Here is a 15,503-nt window from a genome sequence, read left to right as displayed (position 1 = left end):
ACGGCATTAGCCTGGAAGCATGATCTGCCGCTCGCGGATAACCGGACGTGCCATCGCATACCAGGTCTTCTACCGGCTCCCGCTGCCCGTGCGGCGTCGCCTGGTCCGGCTGACCGTGCCGAAGTACATCGTCGGTGCGGTCACCCTCGTTCGCGACAGCGAGGCCGAGGGGGCCGGCCGGCTACTCCTGCTGCGCCAGCCGCCCGGCCGGGGGTGGACGCTCCCGGCGGGGCTGCTGCAGAAGCGAGAGGCGCCGGTGGTCGGGGCATGCCGCGAACTGTACGAGGAGACGGGCATCCGGCTCTCCCCCCGCGAGCTGACCCCGGCAGTACCGAACGCAATCGTCCACGACAAGGGTTGGGTGGACGTGGTGTTCACCGCTGCGGTGCCGGCGTCAACGACCACCCTGCGGGTGGATGGTGCGGAGGTCTTCGAGGCCGCCTGGCACCCGCTGGACGCCCTGCCCAGGTTGACCTGGCCCACGGCCCGCCTGCTCGGCTACTTCGACATCGGACCGTTGGCGGGGCAGTTCCCGCCAACGCTGCCCGAGCCCCAGCAGTGACCGCCGCCGAGATCTGCGCGGTGGTGCTCGCTGCCGGCGAGGGCAGCCGACTGCGTCCGCTGACGGAGCGGGTACCCAAGGCGCTCTGTCCGGTCGGGAACGTCCCGCTGCTCGACCGGGCGCTCACGCGGCTCGCCGGGATCGGCCTGACCGGGGCGGGTCGAGTGGCGGTCAACGCCAGCTACCTCGCCGAGCAGGTGATCGCGCACGTCGGGGACCGGGCCCACCGGTCGGTGGAGCCCGACGGCCCGCTCGGCACCGCCGGCGGCCTGGCGAAGCTACGCGACTGGATCGACGGGCGGGGCGTCCTGGTCGGGAATGCCGACGCCTACCTCACCGACCCGGACCGTCCGCCGGGGCCGGACATCGCCGCCCTACTACATGACTGGGACGGCGAGACGGTACGACTGCTGGGCCAGCCCGCCGTGAACCCCACTGCACCCGGCACCTTCGACGGCCATGTCTTCACCGGGTTCTCCCTCCTGCCGTGGCGACGAGTGCGGAACCTGCCGCTGGAGTTCGGCGATCTGGTCCGCACCGTCTGGCGTCCGGCGGAGGCAGCCGGCGAGCTGACGGTGGTTCCCTATCCCGGCACGTTCTACGACACCGGCACACCCGCGGACTACCTCACCGCCAACCTGCACGCCACCGGCGGCGACACCCTGGTTGACCCCACGGCGCTGGTAACCGGCCCGTGCCGGTCGGCGGTGATCGGGGCGGGTGCACGGGTGCACGGGGCTGTTACCGGGGCCGTAGTCTGGCCGGGCGCCACCGTGCGGGCGGAGGAGCACGTGCAGAATGCGATCCGCGCGGGGACCGATCTCACCGTCGTAGTCAGCGAACCCACCGCTGCCGGGAGCGGCTAGCATGAGCGGCGACGCCGACGAACGGAGTGAACTCCCGTGATCACCGCGATTGTGCTGATCGACTGCGCCACCGACTCGATCCCCGAGGTGGCCGAGGCACTCGCCGCACTGCCCGGGGTCAGCGAGGTCTACTCGGTGGCCGGCCAGGTCGACCTGGTCGCGATAGTCCGGGTCCGCGAGTTCGAACAGATCGCTGAGGTGATCGCGGGGCGCATCTCCAAGGTGTCGGGCGTGCTGAACACCGACTCCCACATCGCGTTCCGCGCGTACTCGCAGCACGACCTCGAGCAGACGTTCGCGATCGGCCTCGGCACCGCCGCCGACTGACCGGCGGCAGGCACGGCCGGCGCCAGTCGACGGCCGGTCCACCCCATCGGGATGGCACGGCCGTCGAACTACCTCACCGTGGTCAGCTAACGCCCGGAGCCGGGGTCCCGGTGCCGCCGCCCGGAGCCGGTGACTCGGTGGTGCTACCCGGAGCCGGGCTCTCGCTGGTGGTACCGGGGCCAGGAGTGGTCATACCCGGGCTCGGGGTGCCGGTGCCGCTGCTCTGCGGTACCGAAACGCCCAGCTGGTTGGCCAGCTCGACCAACTCGTCGTAGTGGGTCTGCAGGGTCGGCAGCGCGGTCTGCGCAAGCTCGATCACGGACGGGTCAGAGCCCTGCGAGATTTCCGTCTGGGTGGCCTGGATGGCCTGGACGTGGGCGGTCAGGTTACTGGTCACCCAGAGCTGGTCGAATTCCTCGCCACTGGCATTGTTCATCTGGTCGGTGGCGTCCTGCTGATCGGCCGTCAGCTCGCTCGACAACTCGACACCAACCTGATTGGCGACCTGTTGGACCGTCTCGTCCAGCTGGGTGTGGTCAGTCCCGATCTGTTGGCCCAGGTTCGTGACCCCCTGGTCCTGGCCCTTCTGCCCGGCCAGCTCCCCCTTACCGATCTCAAACAGATTCACCTGGTGAATGGCCTGCAGGTACTGGGTGTCCTGCTGTGACGGCTGCGCCGCGGCATGGGCAGCCGCGGCGGGTGCGATACCCACCAGCACCAGCGCGGCCAGCAGGCCCAGGCGTTTGAATCCCAACATTCGTCCTCCCCTAGAGACGTTGGACCGCACGGATACCCGGCTGGCCGGGGTTATTCCTCTGTCCCAGCCCAGGTATGCCCCACAGACGTGGCGCCCGCCGGAGTTCTCCGGCGGGCGCCACGTGCGGTTACGTCGCGGGCGAGGTCAGCGGCGCTCGCCGCTGGTGATCTCCGAACGCTCGGTGTCCGAATCGACCGGGGGTGCCGGCGACACCGGCGCCTCGGCGGGCTTCTCGATCGGGTAGAAGAAGCCCCGGATCGCCGGGCCGAGCGCGCCGAGCCGGTTCATCTTCTTCGGCACCACCCAGCCGACGTACTCCAGTTCGCCGTCTTCGCGGTGGAGTGGCTGGTGCACCTCGACGAACCGACCGTCCGGCAGCCGCCGGATAATGCCGGTCTCGACCCCGTGCGCCAGAACCTCCCGGTCGTGCTGCTGGAGCCCCAGACAGATTCGGTAGGTGACGAAGTACGCCAGCGGCGGAAGGAGCAGCAGACCGATCCGGCCACCCCAGGTCATCGCGTTCAGGCTGATATTGAACTTGTCGGCGATGACGTCGTTCGCCCCGGAGAGCGCCAGCACCAGGTAGAAGGTGACGGCCATGGCACCCAGCCCGCTCCGCGCCGGCACGTCCCGCGGACGCTGGAGCAGGTTGTGGTGACGGAAGTCCTTGAGGCGCCGGGCCTCAATGAACGGATAGAGCACGGACATACCCACCAACACTCCGGGCAACACGACCGTTGGCCAGAACAGCGGCGGGATGACGTACCCATCGCCGATCGGAATGTAGATCTCCCAGGCGGGCATCAGCCGGGTAGAGCCGTCGAGGAACATGACGTACCAGTCGGGCTGGCTGGCAGCCGACACCACCCACGCCTCGTACGGCCCGAACAACCAGATCGGGTTGATCTGGAACAGGCCGGCCATCAGCGCGATCACCCCGAAGACGACCATGAAGAAGCCGCCCTGCTTCAACGCGTACCGCGGGAACATCCGCTCGCCGACCACGTTGTCGTTGGTCCGGCCGGGGCCGGGCCACTGGGTGTGCTTCTGCTTGAAGACCAGCCCCAGGTGGGCACCGATCAGGGCGAGCAGCAAACCGGGGATGAGCAGTACGTGCGCGATGTAGAACCGGCTGATGATGATCGTTCCGGGGAACTCGCCGTCGAAGATCGAGGACGTGAGCCAGGAGCCGATCACCGGAATCGACAGCATGATGCCGGAGGCGATCCGGAGCCCGGTGCCGGAGAGGCCGTCGTCCGGCAGGGAGTAGCCGGTGAACCCGGCCAGGAAGCCGACCCAGAACAGCAGCGAGCCGATGATCCAGTTGGCCTCCCGCGGCTTGCGGAACGCACCGGTGAAGAAGACCCGCAGCATGTGCACCACGATCGCGGCCATGAACAGCAGGGCCGCCCAGTGGTGCATCTGCCGCATGATCAGGCCGCCCCGGACGTCGAACGTGATGTCCAGACTGGAGGCGTACGCGGCGGACATCGGCGTGCCCCGCAGCGGGGCGTAGCTGCCGTTGTAGATCACCTCGGTCATCGCCGGCTCGAAGAAGAAGGTCAGGAAGACCCCGGTGAGCAGCAGGACGACGAACGAGAAGAGCGCGATCTCCCCCAGCAGGAAGGACCAGTGGTCCGGGAAGACCTTGTTCAGCAGCCGACGGAGCGGGGTGGCCGCCTGAAAGCGGTCGTCCACTCCCCGGGCCACGTTGCCCGGGACGGCTGCCATCTCAAACTTTCGCCGCTTCACGGCCGCTCCCAGAAGTCGGGTCCGACGGTCTCGGTGTAGTCGGACGTGGCCACGAAGTAACCCTCGTCGTCAACGAAGATCGGCAACTGCGGCAGCCGACGGCTGGCGGGACCGAAGATGGGCTTCGCGTTGTCGGTGATCAGGAACTGCGACTGGTGACACGGGCAGAGCAGCCGGTTGGTCTGCTGTTCGTAGAGGCTGGCGGGGCAGCCGGCGTGCGTGCAGATCTTCGAGTAGGCGGCGAAGTTGCCCCACATGAAGTCGTCATGGCCGATCCGCACATTGGCCTCGCGGGCCTCCAGCGCATCCGCGTCCCGAAGGTGGATCAACAACGCCGGCGAGTCCGCGTACTTGTTACTCACTCCGTGGTCGATGCCGGGGAAGACGGTGATCTGGCCACCGGCGCTGATGTCCGCCGGGCGAATCGGGCGGCCGTCCTCACGGACCAGCCGGACCTTCTGCCCGCCCTCCATCGGCGCGAAACCCGTGGTGAACATCTGGTTGTTCTTGTGCGGCTGCGAGATCAGGCCACCCACCAGCGGCGCCGCGGCCACCGCGCCGACCGGCGCGAGACCGGCCAGCAGCGAGACCCCCAGCAGCGGCCGGCGCTTCACGCCCAGCTCATCGGCCATGTAGAGCATCGTCTGTCCGGTGATCGTGCGGTCCCGCTCGTTCACCACGCCCTCATGCCGGTCCTGGACCGAGACCTCCTTGGGCAGCAGCTTCTTGCCCCAGGTGAGAACGCCGAAGCCGATGCCGAGCAGGGAGATACCCAGGGTCACACCGAGCAGCGGCGTGTACCACTTGTCGCCGCCGTGGCCCAGCTCGTACTCCCAGGGCCACCAGATGTAGATCGCCAGGAAGGCGGTCGCGGCGGCGCCGGTCAGCAGGAAGAACGAAGCGACCGTACGGCTCAGGCGTCGCTCGGCCTTGCTGCCCGGCACGACCTGCGGCTCGTAGTGGACGATCTCGATGTCGTCCTCACGGGCGCCCGCACGGACGATGTCAAAGCGACTGAGATCCGGATCGTCCAGGTCGACCGGCTGGTCGCCGCCCGCGTTTCCAGGGTGAGTGGTGGTCATGCCGTCACCTCGCTGTGGGCGGTGCCGACTTGCGACACCGGCGCAATGTTGGTCAGGAACCGCCCGGTCACGACTTACCCGCAATCCACAGGGTGGTAAAGACCAGCGCGACGATGCCGACCAGGAAGATCGCCAGGCCCTCGGTCGAGGGGCCGTAGCGGCCGAGGTTGAAGCCACCCGGGTCCTGGTTGTGGTTCAGGGTCTCCTGGATGTAGGCGATGATGTCCGCCTTCTGCTCGGGCGTGATCTGGTTGTCCCCGAACACCGGCATATTCTGCGGACCACTGAGCATCGCGGCGTAGATCTGACGATCGGTGGCGGGCTTCAGGGTCGGCGCATACTTACCCGAGGAGAGGGCTCCACCGCCGCCGCCGAAGGCGTGACACTGCGAGCAGTTGATCCGGAACAGCTCACCACCGGCGGCGAGGTTGCCGTCCTTGTGGAGATCCTCGCCGGCCGGCACCTCCGGGCCGCCGCCAAGCTCCTGGATGTACTGTCCGAGCTGACGGATCTCATCGTCGTTGAAGACCGGAGGCTTGCGGGGCGCCTGGGCCTCCTGCCGGACCATCGGCATGCGTCCGGTGCCCACCTGGAACTCGACCGAGGCGGAGCCAACGCCGACCAGACTCGGGCCGCGCCCCTCGACGCCCTGCGCGTTGCGACCGTGGCAGCTCACACAGCTCTCGTTGAACAGCGCCTTGCCGTCCGTGGCGGCGCTGGACATCGGCGTGTCCTGCGCCTGCACGCTGGGGGCGAAAGCCGTGTAGGCACCGCCGGCCAGCATCAGCGCTGCCAGCAGCCGGACCGCGGCACCCAGCCGGCGGCGGCCCCTGCTGCGCGCCGCGGGCCGCCCGCGCAGCCGCGCGAGCAGACCGCGTCGGCGGTCGTTGTCAGAAGTCATGACCTGTGTCCTTAACCGGTTGGACCTTGCCTGAGGGGACGAAGCAGCGGCGCGATTCGGGGCGCGCCAAGATCACTGAAGCCAGTAGATCATGGCGTAGAGCGCGATCCACACCACATCGACGAAGTGCCAGTAGTACGACACCACGATCGCCGATGTCGCCTGCGCCGGCGTGAACCGACCCATGGTGGTGCGAATCATGAAGATGACGAAGGCGACCAGACCGCCCGCCACGTGGAGACCGTGGAAGCCGGTGGTGAGGTAGAACATCGACCCATAGCCATCTTCGTTGATCTTGACGCCCTCATGGATCAGCTCCCGGTACTCGTTCAGCTGGCCGAGTACGAAGATCAGTCCCATCACGAAGGTGATCGTGAACCAACGCCGCAGGGCGTGCACGTCCCCCTTCTCCGCGGCGAACACGCCGATCTGGCAGGTCACCGACGAGAGCACCAAAATCACCGTGAACGTCGTCGCGTACGGAACATTCAGGTGCGGAGTGTGCTCCGCCCACTGCTCCGGCGCCGCGGCACGGATCGAGAAGTACATCGCGAACAGCGCCGCGAAGAACATGAGTTCACTGGAGAGCCACACGATCGTCCCGACGCTGACCATGTTGGGTCGCGTCAGGGAGTGGATCCGGCTCTTGTCAATCGCTGGGGCCGCAGTCACGCGGTCATTATTGCCGTTAAGCGAGGCCGGCGATCAGCGGGGGCCCAAACCGGTGCTCCGGGCAGCCCGATCGGGGGGGTCCGTTTAGCCTCACCTAGGGTGAAAACGTGCAGCGTGCCGATCCACTCTCCATTGCTACCGAAGTCGCCGCACCGGCTGCGACCTCGGTCGCCGCACCGGCAGCACCCGCGGCCAACCCCCCGCCGTTCACCCTCACGTCGATCTTCACCGAGGTGCAGCCAGTCAGCTGGATCGCCGTCGGCTTGGCTCTCGCCGCTGGACTCTACCTCTACGGCGTACGCCGGCTCCGGGTGCGCGGCGACCGCTGGCCGGTGGTCCGAACGCTGCTCTTCCTCGGCCCCGGCCTCGGCGGCATCGCCACGGTGACCCTCAGCGGACTGGCGGCCTACGACACGACGTTGCTGTCGGTGTACCTGACGCAGCACCTGGTGCTCTCCATGGTGGCACCGATCTTCCTGGCCCTGGGCGCCCCGATCACGCTGGCACTACAGGCGTTGCCACCGCACCCTCGCGAGCGGCTGCGGACGCTCCTACACAGCCGGATCGCCCGGCTCTGCAGCTACCCCCTGGTCGCCTTCGCGATCTTCATGGTCACCCCGTTCGCCCTGTACTTCACGGACCTGTACCGCTACACGCTCGAACACGCCTGGGCGCACGGATTGGTCCAGGCACACGTTCTCCTGATCGGGTGCGTCTTCTTCTGGCCGCTACTCGGGCTCGACCCGCTGCCCAACCGCTGGCCCTATCCGGGCTGGGCGCTGCTGATGCTGCTCTCCGTGCCGTTCTACACCGTGCTCGGGCTCACCATCATGCAGTCGACCGCCCTCTTCGGTGGCGACTGGCACTCCTCGCTCGGCCTGACCTGGGCCGACCCGTGGGAGGACCAGGTGATCGCCGGTGGCATCCTCTGGGCCGGCGGCGAGTTCGTCAGCGTCACCATGTTGGCGGTGCTGGTCGTGCGATGGATGCGCCAGGCCGAGCGGGAGGCCCGCCGAATCGACCGCGAGCTGGACCGCCAGGAGGCCGAACAGCGGGCCAACCCGGCGGTGGGCTGACTGCCCGGCCGGGGAGCACCGCCCGTGGAAGCCCTGCTGGGTAGGACCGGTACGATCGCCAGATAGCTACGAGGTGGGAGCCAGTTAAGCAATGAGCGATCGTCGGTGCACTGTCCTGCTCTACAGTGACGACCCACAGGTCCGGGATCGGATGCGACTCGCCGTCGGCACCCGGCCCGCACCCGGCCTCAAGGTTGAGTTCGTTGACGCGTCCGACTACGCCGAGTGCATCCGGCTGGTTGACGACTACGAGATTGATCTCCTGCTCCTGGACGGAGAGGCGCACCCGGGCGGCGGCCTCGGCATCGCCCGGCAGATCAAGGACGACCGGGCCGATGCCCCACCCACCTGCGTGGTGCTCGCTCGCGCCGCCGACCGATGGCTCGCCGCCTACGCCGAGGTTGACGCCACCCTGGTGCATCCGCTCGATCCGGTGACCACCGGCACGACCGTTGCCGAAGTGCTGCGGACCCACGCACCGACCTGACGTCCCCCTCCGGCACCGCCTCGGCGTCGGATCCGCCGGCGCCGGATCCTCACCCCTGGACCGCTCGGGAGGCCCCCATGGGCGAACGGACCTGGCCGCACCTGCTCGCCGCGCTGCTGCGCGGCGACGAGCTATCCACCGCCGACACTGCCTGGGCGATGGGTGAAATCATGTCCGGATCGGCGGGCCCAGCGCAGGTCGCCGGCTTCGCCGTCGCGCTGCGGGCCAAGGGTGAGACCCCCGCCGAACTCTCCGGTCTGGTCGAGGCCATGCTCAGCCACGCCGTTCCGGTCGATCTGCCCGCGGAGCTGCGCGCAACCGCCGTGGATGTGGTGGGCACGGGTGGCGATCTCGCGCACACCGTGAACATCTCCACCATGGCCTCGCTGGTGGTTGCCGGCGCCGGCGTACGGGTCGTCAAGCACGGCAACCGCGCCGCTTCCTCCTCCTGCGGCACCGCGGACGTACTGGAGTTCCTCGGCCTGCCGCTGGACCTCGGCCCCGAGGCGGTGGCGACCTGCGTCGCCGAGGCGGGGATCGGCTTCTGCTTCGCCGCCCGGTTCCACCCCGGGATGCGCCACGCTGGTCCGGTGCGTCGAGAGCTGGGCGTACCCACCGCCTTCAACTTCCTCGGCCCGCTCACCAACCCGGCTCGTCCCCGAGCCGGCGCAGTCGGCTGCTTCGACGCCCGGATGGCGCCGGTCATGGCCGCGGTCTTCGCCGCTCGCGGTGACTCGGCGCTCGTCCTACGCGGCGAGGACGGGCTCGACGAGTTCACCACCGCCGCCCCCACCCGCGTCTGGGCGGCGCAGGGCGGCACGGTCTCCGAGGCGCTGCTCGACGCGACCGACCTTGGGATACCCCGGGCCACCCTCGCCGACCTACGCGGCGGCGACGTCGCCTACAACGCCGACGCGGTACGCCGCCTGCTCGCCGGGGAGACCGGGCCGGTGCGAGACGCGGTGCTGGTCAACGCTGCCGCGGCGCTCGCCACCCAGGGGCCCCTGCACACGGACCTGACCGAGGTGCTGCGGGCCGGCCTACTCCGCGCCGCCGATTCGATCGACTCCGGCGCCGCGGCCCGCACGCTGGACCGCTGGATCGAGGTTGCCCAAACGGTAAGGCCGGCGACCGTCTGAGCCAACGCCAGACCGGCCCCGCCAACGGCGAACGGCCCGCCCCCTGCCGGGGGCGGGCCGTTCGCCTAGTTGTGGATCAGTGCTCGGCAGTGCGCCGGGTACCGCTGTAGTACTCGAAGAGCAGGCCACAGGCGGCGAAAACGACCGCTACCAGGCCGACAGCCAGCAGCCAGAGCTGCCAGAACACGAGGCCGAGACCGGCGATCGTGGCCGCCAGCGCGATCCCGAACGGCCAGTAGCTGCCCGGGCTGAAGAAGCCCACCTCACCCGCGCCGTCAGCGATTTCCGCATCAGCCCGGTCCTCGGGGCGCAGATCGATCCGCCGGGCGACAAACCAGAAGAAGCCGCCGCACATCAGGCAGAGCGCAAAGCTCAACAGCAGGGCGATGGTGCCAACCCATTCGATCTGGCCGCCGTCGCCGTAGGTCCAGCCTCCGTAGAGTGCCGAGGCAAAGAGCAGGAACCCGGCGATGATGAGGAAGATGCGCCACTCGGTCTTCATGCCTGCTCCCTCAGTTACCCGCGCCGCTAGCCGACTTGTCGGGGTTGAAGTTCGACTCGGTGCGTCGCGTGTCGAACGGCTCCGTGGTCGTCGCGTAGGGGTCTTCACCGATCGCGGTCAGCGCCTCCTGTGTGGACCGTCCATCCTGCTTGGCGGCGAGGAACTGGTCGTACTTCTCCGGCGAGACAACCCGCAGTTCGAAGTTCATGAAGGCGTGGTAGGTGCCGCACAGCTCCGCGCAACGGCCCACGTACGCACCCTCGCCCTCGAGCTTGGAGACCTCGAAGACATTGCGAATGCTACCGGGGAAGACATCACGCTTGAACAGCATCTCCGGCACCCAGAACGAGTGGATGACGTCGCGGCTGGTCTCCTCGAAGCGGATCGACCGATCCGAGGGCAACACCAGGATCGGGATGACCTCGCTGGTGCCGAGGACCGAAGCGATGGTGTTGGCCTCCACGCCCTGGCCGTCGCGGTAGTTGAACTGCCAGTTCCACTTGAAGGCGACCACCTCGACGGTGACATCCGGGTCCCGGGAGGTCTTCCCCACATCGGTCTGCACGATCGCCGTGTAGTAGAAGAGCACGGCGACGATCAGAATCGGGGCGATGGTGTAGAGGAACTCCATCGGCAGGTTGTAGCGAGTCTGCACCGGCAGCTCGTTGCCCCGCTTCCGGTAGCGCACCACGCACCAGAAGATGAGGCCCCACACGAACACGCCGACCGCGAGCGCCGCGATGCACGAGGCGATCCACAGGTCGTACATCCGGTTCGCCTCGGGGGTGATGCCGCCCTGCGGCCAGCCGAAGCCGCCGAACGCGGCACCGACATCGCAGCCCGTGAGCAGGACCAGCAGTGCCGCTCCGCCGAGACCGAGCCCAGCCAGCCGGCCGGCACCCCGCACCCGGCGCCCACCGGCTCCCGGGTAGGCGCTGTGCCGTACGGCCGACGGCCGTACCTCCGAACTCCTTGCGACCACCTGGTCCTGCCTCCCTAGCGCGCCGCCGTGTCATCTGATCTGCCGGCCTCCGCCGGTGGAGCTACAACACCGGCGGCAAAGGGGTCACCGACGGTCGCAGATTACTCGACCAGGACCGGCTGGACCCGATTGGGGTGGTTGTCCGCCCCCATCGGGGTGATCGCAGGACAGGGGAGGCGATATCGTGGAGTTCCGTGAACACCTCTCCGGTCTACCTGGACGCCGCCTCCGCCGCGCCGCTGCATCCCGTCGCCCGACAGGCGCTACTGGCTGCCCTGGATGACGGCTGGGCCGACCCACAACGGCTCTACGCCCCAGCTCGGCGTGCGCGTCAGCTCCTGGACGCAGCGCGGGAGGCCGCCGCGGACACGCTCGGCGTCCGACCGGACGAGCTCTCCTTCACCCCAAGCGGTACGGCGGCTGCGCACTCGGCCGTCCTCGGCGGGCTCGTCGGACGACGCCGGGCTGGATCCGGCCTGGTGCACTCCGCTATCGAACACTCGGCGGTGCTGCACGCCGCCGAGCGACACGTGGCTGACGGCGGCACAGCGACATCGGTCCCGGTCGACCGGGTTGGCCGAATCGATCTGGACGCCTGGTCAACAGCGGTCGGGGCGCCGGGGACCGCGCTCGCGGCCCTGATCGCCGCGAGTCACGAGGTGGGCACCGTGCAGCCGGTCGCCGAAGCCGGTGCCGCCTGCGCCGCCACCGGAGTGCCGCTCTACGTTGACGCGGCACAGGTGATCGGGCACGCACCGGTGCCGGCGGGCTGGTCGATCCTGACCGCGAGCGCCCACAAGTGGGGCGGACCGCCGGGGGTCGGGCTGCTGGTGGTCCGCAAGGGCACCCGCTGGGAGTCGCCGTGGCCGATGGACGAACGCGAGGCAGGGCGGGCCCCGGGGGTGGTGAACCTACCGGCGGTCGTCGCGGCGGCGGCAAGTCTGCGCGCGGTGGCGGCCGACGCGGCGGCACGGGGGGCCCGACTCGCCCGCCTGGTGGACCGGATCCGCGTCCGGGTGCCGACCGAGGTGCCGGATGTGGAGGTGGTCGGCGATCCAGAAGATCGACTTCCGCACCTGGTGACCTTCTCCTGCCTGTACGTCGATGGTGAGGCGCTGCTCCACGCGTTGGACCGGCGCGGCTTCGCCGTCTCCTCCGGGTCGTCGTGCACGTCGTCAACGCTGCGCCCGTCGCACGTGCTGGCGGCGATGGGAGTGTTGTCACACGGCAATGTGCGGGTCTCGCTGCACCAGGACACGACCGAGGCCGACGTGGAGCGGTTCCTGACCGAGCTGCCGGAGATCGTGGCCGCGTTGCGGGCCGAGGCGGGCGTGGTGGGGCTGTGACGGCGCCCGAGGTGCTCGACTGCCGGGGGCAGCGCTGCCCGCTGCCGGTGATCGCGGTAGCGCGCCGTCTGCCCGAGCTGCCGGTGGGCGCCCTCGTCCGGGTGCTGGCCGACGATCCGGCCGCCGCGGTGGACCTGCCCGCCTGGTGTCGGCTTCGAGGTCAGGAGTTCGTGGGCCGGGTGGACGGTCCCGACGGTCCGGGATTCGACGTTCGACGCCGGCACTGACCCCCGGGGATCGGGGGCCAGTGCCGGCGTCGGATCACGGCACCAGGTGCGGACGGACCTCATCGGCAGCCGCGTCGCCGTACGAGTCGGCGAGCCGCTTGACGAAGAGGTCCCGGTGAAGCTGGTATTCCTGGGTGCCGACCGCCTCCAGCACCAGGGTGGCGAGCAACGAGCCGACCTGGGCGGCCCGTTCCAGGCCCAGGCCCCAGGAGAGCGCGGCGAAGAAGCCGGCCCGGAATCCGTCGCCGACCCCGGTCGGGTCAACGGCGCGGATCTCGCGGGCGATCGGCACATGGATCGGGTCGATGTCCCGTCCGGCGATCTCCACGCCCTGCTTGCCCAGGGTGGTCACCCGCACCTTGACCAGGTCGAGCAGTTGCGCGTCGCTGAGACCGGCCTTGCTCTGCAGCAGCGACTTCTCGTACTCGTTGGTCATCAGGTAATCGGCGCCCTGAACCAGCGCGACGACGTCCTCACCCGGCATCCGCGCGAGCTGCTGGGAGGGGTCGGCGGCGAACGCGTACCCCCGCTCCCGGCACTCGGCGGAGTGGCGCAGCATCGCCTCCGGGTCGTTGGCGCCGACCAACACCAGGTCGAGGCCGCTGGTCCGCTGGGCGATCGGCTCCAGCTCAATGTTGCGCGCCTCGCTCATCGCCCCCGCGTAGAAAGAGGCGATCTGGCACATCTCGGTGTCAGTGGTGCAGACGAACCGGGCGGTGTGGGCGATCTCGCTCACGTGCACGGAGTCGCAGTCAACGCCGTGCCGCTCCAGCCAGGAGCGGTAGTCGGCGAAGTCGGCACCCACCGCGCCCACCAGAACCGGGTGCAGGCCGAGCTGGCCCATACCGAAGGCGATGTTGGCGGCCACCCCGCCCCGTCGTAGCACAAGGTCGTCCACCAGGAAGGAGAGCGACACCTTGTCGAGCTGGTCGGCGATGAGCTGCTCGGCGAATCGGCCGGGGAAGCTCATTAGGTGGTCAGTCGCGATCGAGCCGGTCACGGCGATCTTCATGTCATCCCTTGGGGTGTCGGGAGCGGGGCGTCGGTCAGCCTACCGCTCCGGCTACCCCGAGGTAACCGTTCAGTTGAACCATCAGCAACTCCCGTACCAACCGCCGACGGGCCGACTCCCGTGATGACAAAACCGGGGCCGGCCCGTCGGTCGGCGCTCAGCTGAACGAGTCGCCGCAGGCGCAGGAGTTTCCCGCGTTCGGGTTGTCGATCGTGAAGCCCTGCGCGTCAATCCGGTCGGCGAAGTCGATGGTGGCGCCGCCCAGGTAGGGGGCGCTCATCCGGTCGACGACGACCTCCACGCCATCGAAGTCGGTGACCACATCGCCGTCGAGCGACCGCTCGTCGAAGAAGAGCTGGTACCGCAGGCCGGAACAGCCGCCCGGCTGCACCGCGACCCGGAGCCGCAGGTCGTCACGGCCCTCCTGCTCGATCAGAGCCTTGACCTTCTGGGCCGCGACATCGGTCAGGATGACGGTCGTGGGGGCCTCGGTCGACTCGGTCTGCGCTGGCGTGGTCACGTGGAATCTCCCTGCACACGTATGGTGTGGTCGTCGTGGCCAACACCGTCGGTCAACGATTCCCACTGCGGTCCGGCTTCGATTGTAGGCCGCCCGCCACCGGGTCACCCAGGTGACGGGGGCCGCACCCGGCCGGTCAGCGACTCCACTGCCGGGCCAGCCGGGCCGCCAGGGCCCGCAGCCCGTCGACCGGCTGGCCGATCGCCGCCTCCACCCCGCCGTGTTCCGCCCCGCCGTAGTGCTCGACGAGACTGTGTGCCTCGGTGACGCCCGCCGCGGCCGCCTCCCGCCGGCCCGCACCCACCCGTCCCGCCAGCACCACGCACGGCACGCCCCGGTCCCGGGCCGCGCCGGCCACCCCAGCGACCACCTTGCCGCGCAGGGACTGCTGATCAAACGAACCCTCACCGGTGATCACCAGATCGACGGAGTCCAGCGCGGTCTCCAGCCCGACGGCGCGGGCGACCAGGCCGATCCCCGACTCGCACCGGCCGCCGAGGGCGAGCACCGCCGCGCCCAGCCCACCGGCCGCCCCGCCACCGGGCAGGGCGCCCAGATCACCGGGGCAACCGGACAGGTCCCGTTCAAGGACCGCGGCGAACCGCTCCAACGCCGCGTCGAGCAGCAGCACGTCCGCCCGGTCGGCGCCTTTCTGCGGTCCGAAGACACTGCTCGCCCCATGCACCCCGAGTAGCGGGTTGTCCACATCCGTGGCAGCGACCAACCGGGCGTTCCGCACCCGTGGCGCCCCGTCCAGCGCCGCGACGGCGGCCAGCGCCGCTCCCCCGTACGGCAGGGCCACACCGGCGCCGTCCAGCGGTGTCACGCCGAGGGCGACGAGCAGGCCCGCGCCCGCGTCATTGGTGGCCGAGCCACCGAGCCCGATCACCACCTCGGAGGCACCGCACTCGACGGCAGCGGCCACCAACAGCCCCACTCCGTACGAGGTGGTGCGTCTCGGGTCGCGCTCGGCCGGGGCGAGCAGCTGCAGACCGCAGGCCTGAGCGCTCTCCACGTACCCCGTACCGGCCGAGGTGAGCAGGATCTCAGCGGAGGTTGGTCGGCCAAGGGGGTCAACGGTCGGTACCGGCACCCGACGGGCGTCCACCGCCCCGGCCAACACCTCCAGGAACCCGGGGCCACCGTCAGCGAGAGGGTGCACGAGCAGGTCGTCGTCCGGTGCCACCGATCGCCAACCGGCGACCATGGCGCCGGCCACCGCCGGCGCCGACAGGGTGCCGGCGAACTTGTCCGGGCAGAGCAGCACACGCATGCCGAGCAGTGTGGCAGCAC

At 69.5% G+C, this 15,503-nt stretch carries 18 protein-coding genes; 8 read left to right on the top strand and 10 right to left on the bottom strand.

Annotated elements, in window-relative coordinates; all coding sequences use genetic code 11:
• Positions 1-19: 19 nt before the first annotated feature.
• Genes AC1UKG_RS09785 through AC1UKG_RS09775 form a run of 3 tightly spaced genes read left to right on the top strand, consistent with a single transcriptional unit; the run spans position 20 to position 1,755 of the window.
• Positions 20-562, top strand: a complete 543-nt coding sequence (locus AC1UKG_RS09785; protein WP_018813729.1) for an NUDIX domain-containing protein — start codon at positions 20-22, stop codon at positions 560-562.
• Complete coding sequence (locus AC1UKG_RS09780; protein ID WP_482642481.1) at positions 559-1,428, top strand: sugar phosphate nucleotidyltransferase; 870 nt, start codon at positions 559-561, stop codon at positions 1,426-1,428. The genes AC1UKG_RS09785 and AC1UKG_RS09780 overlap by 4 nt, the downstream gene beginning before the upstream one ends.
• A gap of 36 nt (positions 1,429-1,464) precedes the next feature.
• A complete protein-coding gene (locus AC1UKG_RS09775) occupies positions 1,465-1,755 on the top strand; it encodes an Lrp/AsnC ligand binding domain-containing protein (protein WP_018742895.1) in 291 nt (96 codons plus the stop codon).
• 82 nt (positions 1,756-1,837) lie between these two features.
• Here AC1UKG_RS09775 and AC1UKG_RS09770 read toward each other — a convergent pair whose 3' ends face one another.
• The 5 genes from AC1UKG_RS09770 to ctaE all read right to left on the bottom strand — a co-directional run bounded on the left by AC1UKG_RS09770 (position 1,838) and on the right by ctaE (position 6,919).
• Positions 1,838-2,512, bottom strand: coding sequence for a DUF4142 domain-containing protein (locus AC1UKG_RS09770; RefSeq protein WP_018742896.1), 675 nt, complete (start codon positions 2,510-2,512; stop codon positions 1,838-1,840).
• A gap of 144 nt (positions 2,513-2,656) precedes the next feature.
• Positions 2,657-4,264 (bottom strand): cytochrome bc1 complex cytochrome b subunit, encoded by a 1,608-nt coding sequence (qcrB, locus tag AC1UKG_RS09765; RefSeq protein WP_018742897.1) that lies wholly within the window; start codon positions 4,262-4,264, stop codon positions 2,657-2,659.
• Entirely contained in the window at positions 4,261-5,346 is a 1,086-nt protein-coding gene (qcrA, locus tag AC1UKG_RS09760) for a cytochrome bc1 complex Rieske iron-sulfur subunit (protein WP_018742898.1), read from the bottom strand. The genes qcrB and qcrA overlap by 4 nt, the downstream gene beginning before the upstream one ends.
• 67 nt (positions 5,347-5,413) lie before the next feature.
• Positions 5,414-6,247 (bottom strand): cytochrome bc1 complex diheme cytochrome c subunit, encoded by an 834-nt coding sequence (gene qcrC / locus AC1UKG_RS09755; RefSeq protein WP_018742899.1) that lies wholly within the window; start codon positions 6,245-6,247, stop codon positions 5,414-5,416.
• A gap of 72 nt (positions 6,248-6,319) precedes the next feature.
• On the bottom strand, positions 6,320-6,919 hold the full coding sequence (gene ctaE / locus AC1UKG_RS09750) for an aa3-type cytochrome oxidase subunit III (RefSeq protein ID WP_018730660.1): 600 nt from the start codon (positions 6,917-6,919) through the stop codon (positions 6,320-6,322).
• A 107-nt stretch (positions 6,920-7,026) separates the two neighbouring features.
• On the opposite strand from ctaE, the gene AC1UKG_RS09745 reads away from it, so the two are divergent.
• The 3 genes from AC1UKG_RS09745 to trpD all read left to right on the top strand — a co-directional run bounded on the left by AC1UKG_RS09745 (position 7,027) and on the right by trpD (position 9,621).
• A complete protein-coding gene (locus tag AC1UKG_RS09745) occupies positions 7,027-7,995 on the top strand; it encodes a cytochrome c oxidase assembly protein (protein WP_018742901.1) in 969 nt (322 codons plus the stop codon).
• Between the two features lie 91 nt (positions 7,996-8,086).
• Entirely contained in the window at positions 8,087-8,482 is a 396-nt protein-coding gene (locus AC1UKG_RS09740; protein ID WP_018742902.1) for a response regulator, read from the top strand.
• Positions 8,483-8,559: 77 nt separating this feature from the next.
• Positions 8,560-9,621 carry an anthranilate phosphoribosyltransferase gene (gene trpD, locus AC1UKG_RS09735; protein WP_482641665.1) on the top strand — a complete coding sequence of 354 codons (1,062 nt, stop codon included), beginning with the start codon at positions 8,560-8,562 and terminating at the stop codon, positions 9,619-9,621.
• 76 nt (positions 9,622-9,697) lie between these two features.
• On the opposite strand, the gene AC1UKG_RS09730 is transcribed toward trpD, so the two are convergent.
• Positions 9,698-10,123: a cytochrome c oxidase subunit 4 gene (locus AC1UKG_RS09730; protein ID WP_018730656.1), complete on the bottom strand. Its 426-nt coding sequence runs from the start codon at positions 10,121-10,123 to the stop codon at positions 9,698-9,700.
• Positions 10,124-10,133: 10 nt separating this feature from the next.
• The gene (gene ctaC, locus AC1UKG_RS09725; protein ID WP_026271244.1) at positions 10,134-11,105 is read right to left on the bottom strand and encodes an aa3-type cytochrome oxidase subunit II; all 972 of its coding nucleotides are present in this window, start codon (positions 11,103-11,105) and stop codon (positions 10,134-10,136) included.
• A gap of 194 nt (positions 11,106-11,299) precedes the next feature.
• Between ctaC and AC1UKG_RS09720 the strand changes: the two genes are divergently transcribed.
• Entirely contained in the window at positions 11,300-12,451 is a 1,152-nt protein-coding gene (locus AC1UKG_RS09720) for a cysteine desulfurase family protein (RefSeq protein WP_482641666.1), read from the top strand.
• Positions 12,448-12,678 (top strand): sulfurtransferase TusA family protein, encoded by a 231-nt coding sequence (locus tag AC1UKG_RS09715; protein WP_018730653.1) that lies wholly within the window; start codon positions 12,448-12,450, stop codon positions 12,676-12,678. The genes AC1UKG_RS09720 and AC1UKG_RS09715 overlap by 4 nt, the downstream gene beginning before the upstream one ends.
• 34 nt (positions 12,679-12,712) lie before the next feature.
• Here the strand turns inward: AC1UKG_RS09715 and AC1UKG_RS09710 are convergent, their stop codons facing one another.
• From AC1UKG_RS09710 to AC1UKG_RS09700, 3 genes are all read right to left on the bottom strand, one after another.
• On the bottom strand, positions 12,713-13,690 hold the full coding sequence (locus AC1UKG_RS09710) for a carbohydrate kinase family protein (RefSeq protein ID WP_018742906.1): 978 nt from the start codon (positions 13,688-13,690) through the stop codon (positions 12,713-12,715).
• Positions 13,691-13,847: 157 nt separating this feature from the next.
• Positions 13,848-14,210 carry an iron-sulfur cluster insertion protein ErpA gene (erpA, locus tag AC1UKG_RS09705; protein ID WP_018216456.1) on the bottom strand — a complete coding sequence of 121 codons (363 nt, stop codon included), beginning with the start codon at positions 14,208-14,210 and terminating at the stop codon, positions 13,848-13,850.
• 136 nt (positions 14,211-14,346) lie between these two features.
• Complete coding sequence (locus AC1UKG_RS09700) at positions 14,347-15,483, bottom strand: glycerate kinase family protein (RefSeq protein WP_482641667.1); 1,137 nt, start codon at positions 15,481-15,483, stop codon at positions 14,347-14,349.
• Positions 15,484-15,503 lie beyond the last annotated feature (20 nt).

The organism is Salinispora sp. CH2A1_6 (genome assembly GCF_056820975.1).
This window is presented reverse-complemented; position numbering and strand designations above follow the sequence as displayed.

Coding starts and splice junctions, on each gene's coding strand:
- AC1UKG_RS09785 (WP_018813729.1), top strand. CDS start 20: ATGATCTGCCGCTCGCGGATAACCGGACGTGCCATCGCATACCAGGTC.
- AC1UKG_RS09770 (WP_018742896.1), bottom strand. CDS start 2,512: ATGTTGGGATTCAAACGCCTGGGCCTGCTGGCCGCGCTGGTGCTGGTG.
- qcrA (WP_018742898.1), bottom strand. CDS start 5,346: ATGACCACCACTCACCCTGGAAACGCGGGCGGCGACCAGCCGGTCGAC.
- AC1UKG_RS09700 (WP_482641667.1), bottom strand. CDS start 15,483: ATGCGTGTGCTGCTCTGCCCGGACAAGTTCGCCGGCACCCTGTCGGCG.
- AC1UKG_RS09710 (WP_018742906.1), bottom strand. CDS start 13,690: ATGAAGATCGCCGTGACCGGCTCGATCGCGACTGACCACCTAATGAGC.
- trpD (WP_482641665.1), top strand. CDS start 8,560: ATGGGCGAACGGACCTGGCCGCACCTGCTCGCCGCGCTGCTGCGCGGC.
- qcrC (WP_018742899.1), bottom strand. CDS start 6,247: ATGACTTCTGACAACGACCGCCGACGCGGTCTGCTCGCGCGGCTGCGC.
- AC1UKG_RS09730 (WP_018730656.1), bottom strand. CDS start 10,123: ATGAAGACCGAGTGGCGCATCTTCCTCATCATCGCCGGGTTCCTGCTC.
- AC1UKG_RS09740 (WP_018742902.1), top strand. CDS start 8,087: ATGAGCGATCGTCGGTGCACTGTCCTGCTCTACAGTGACGACCCACAG.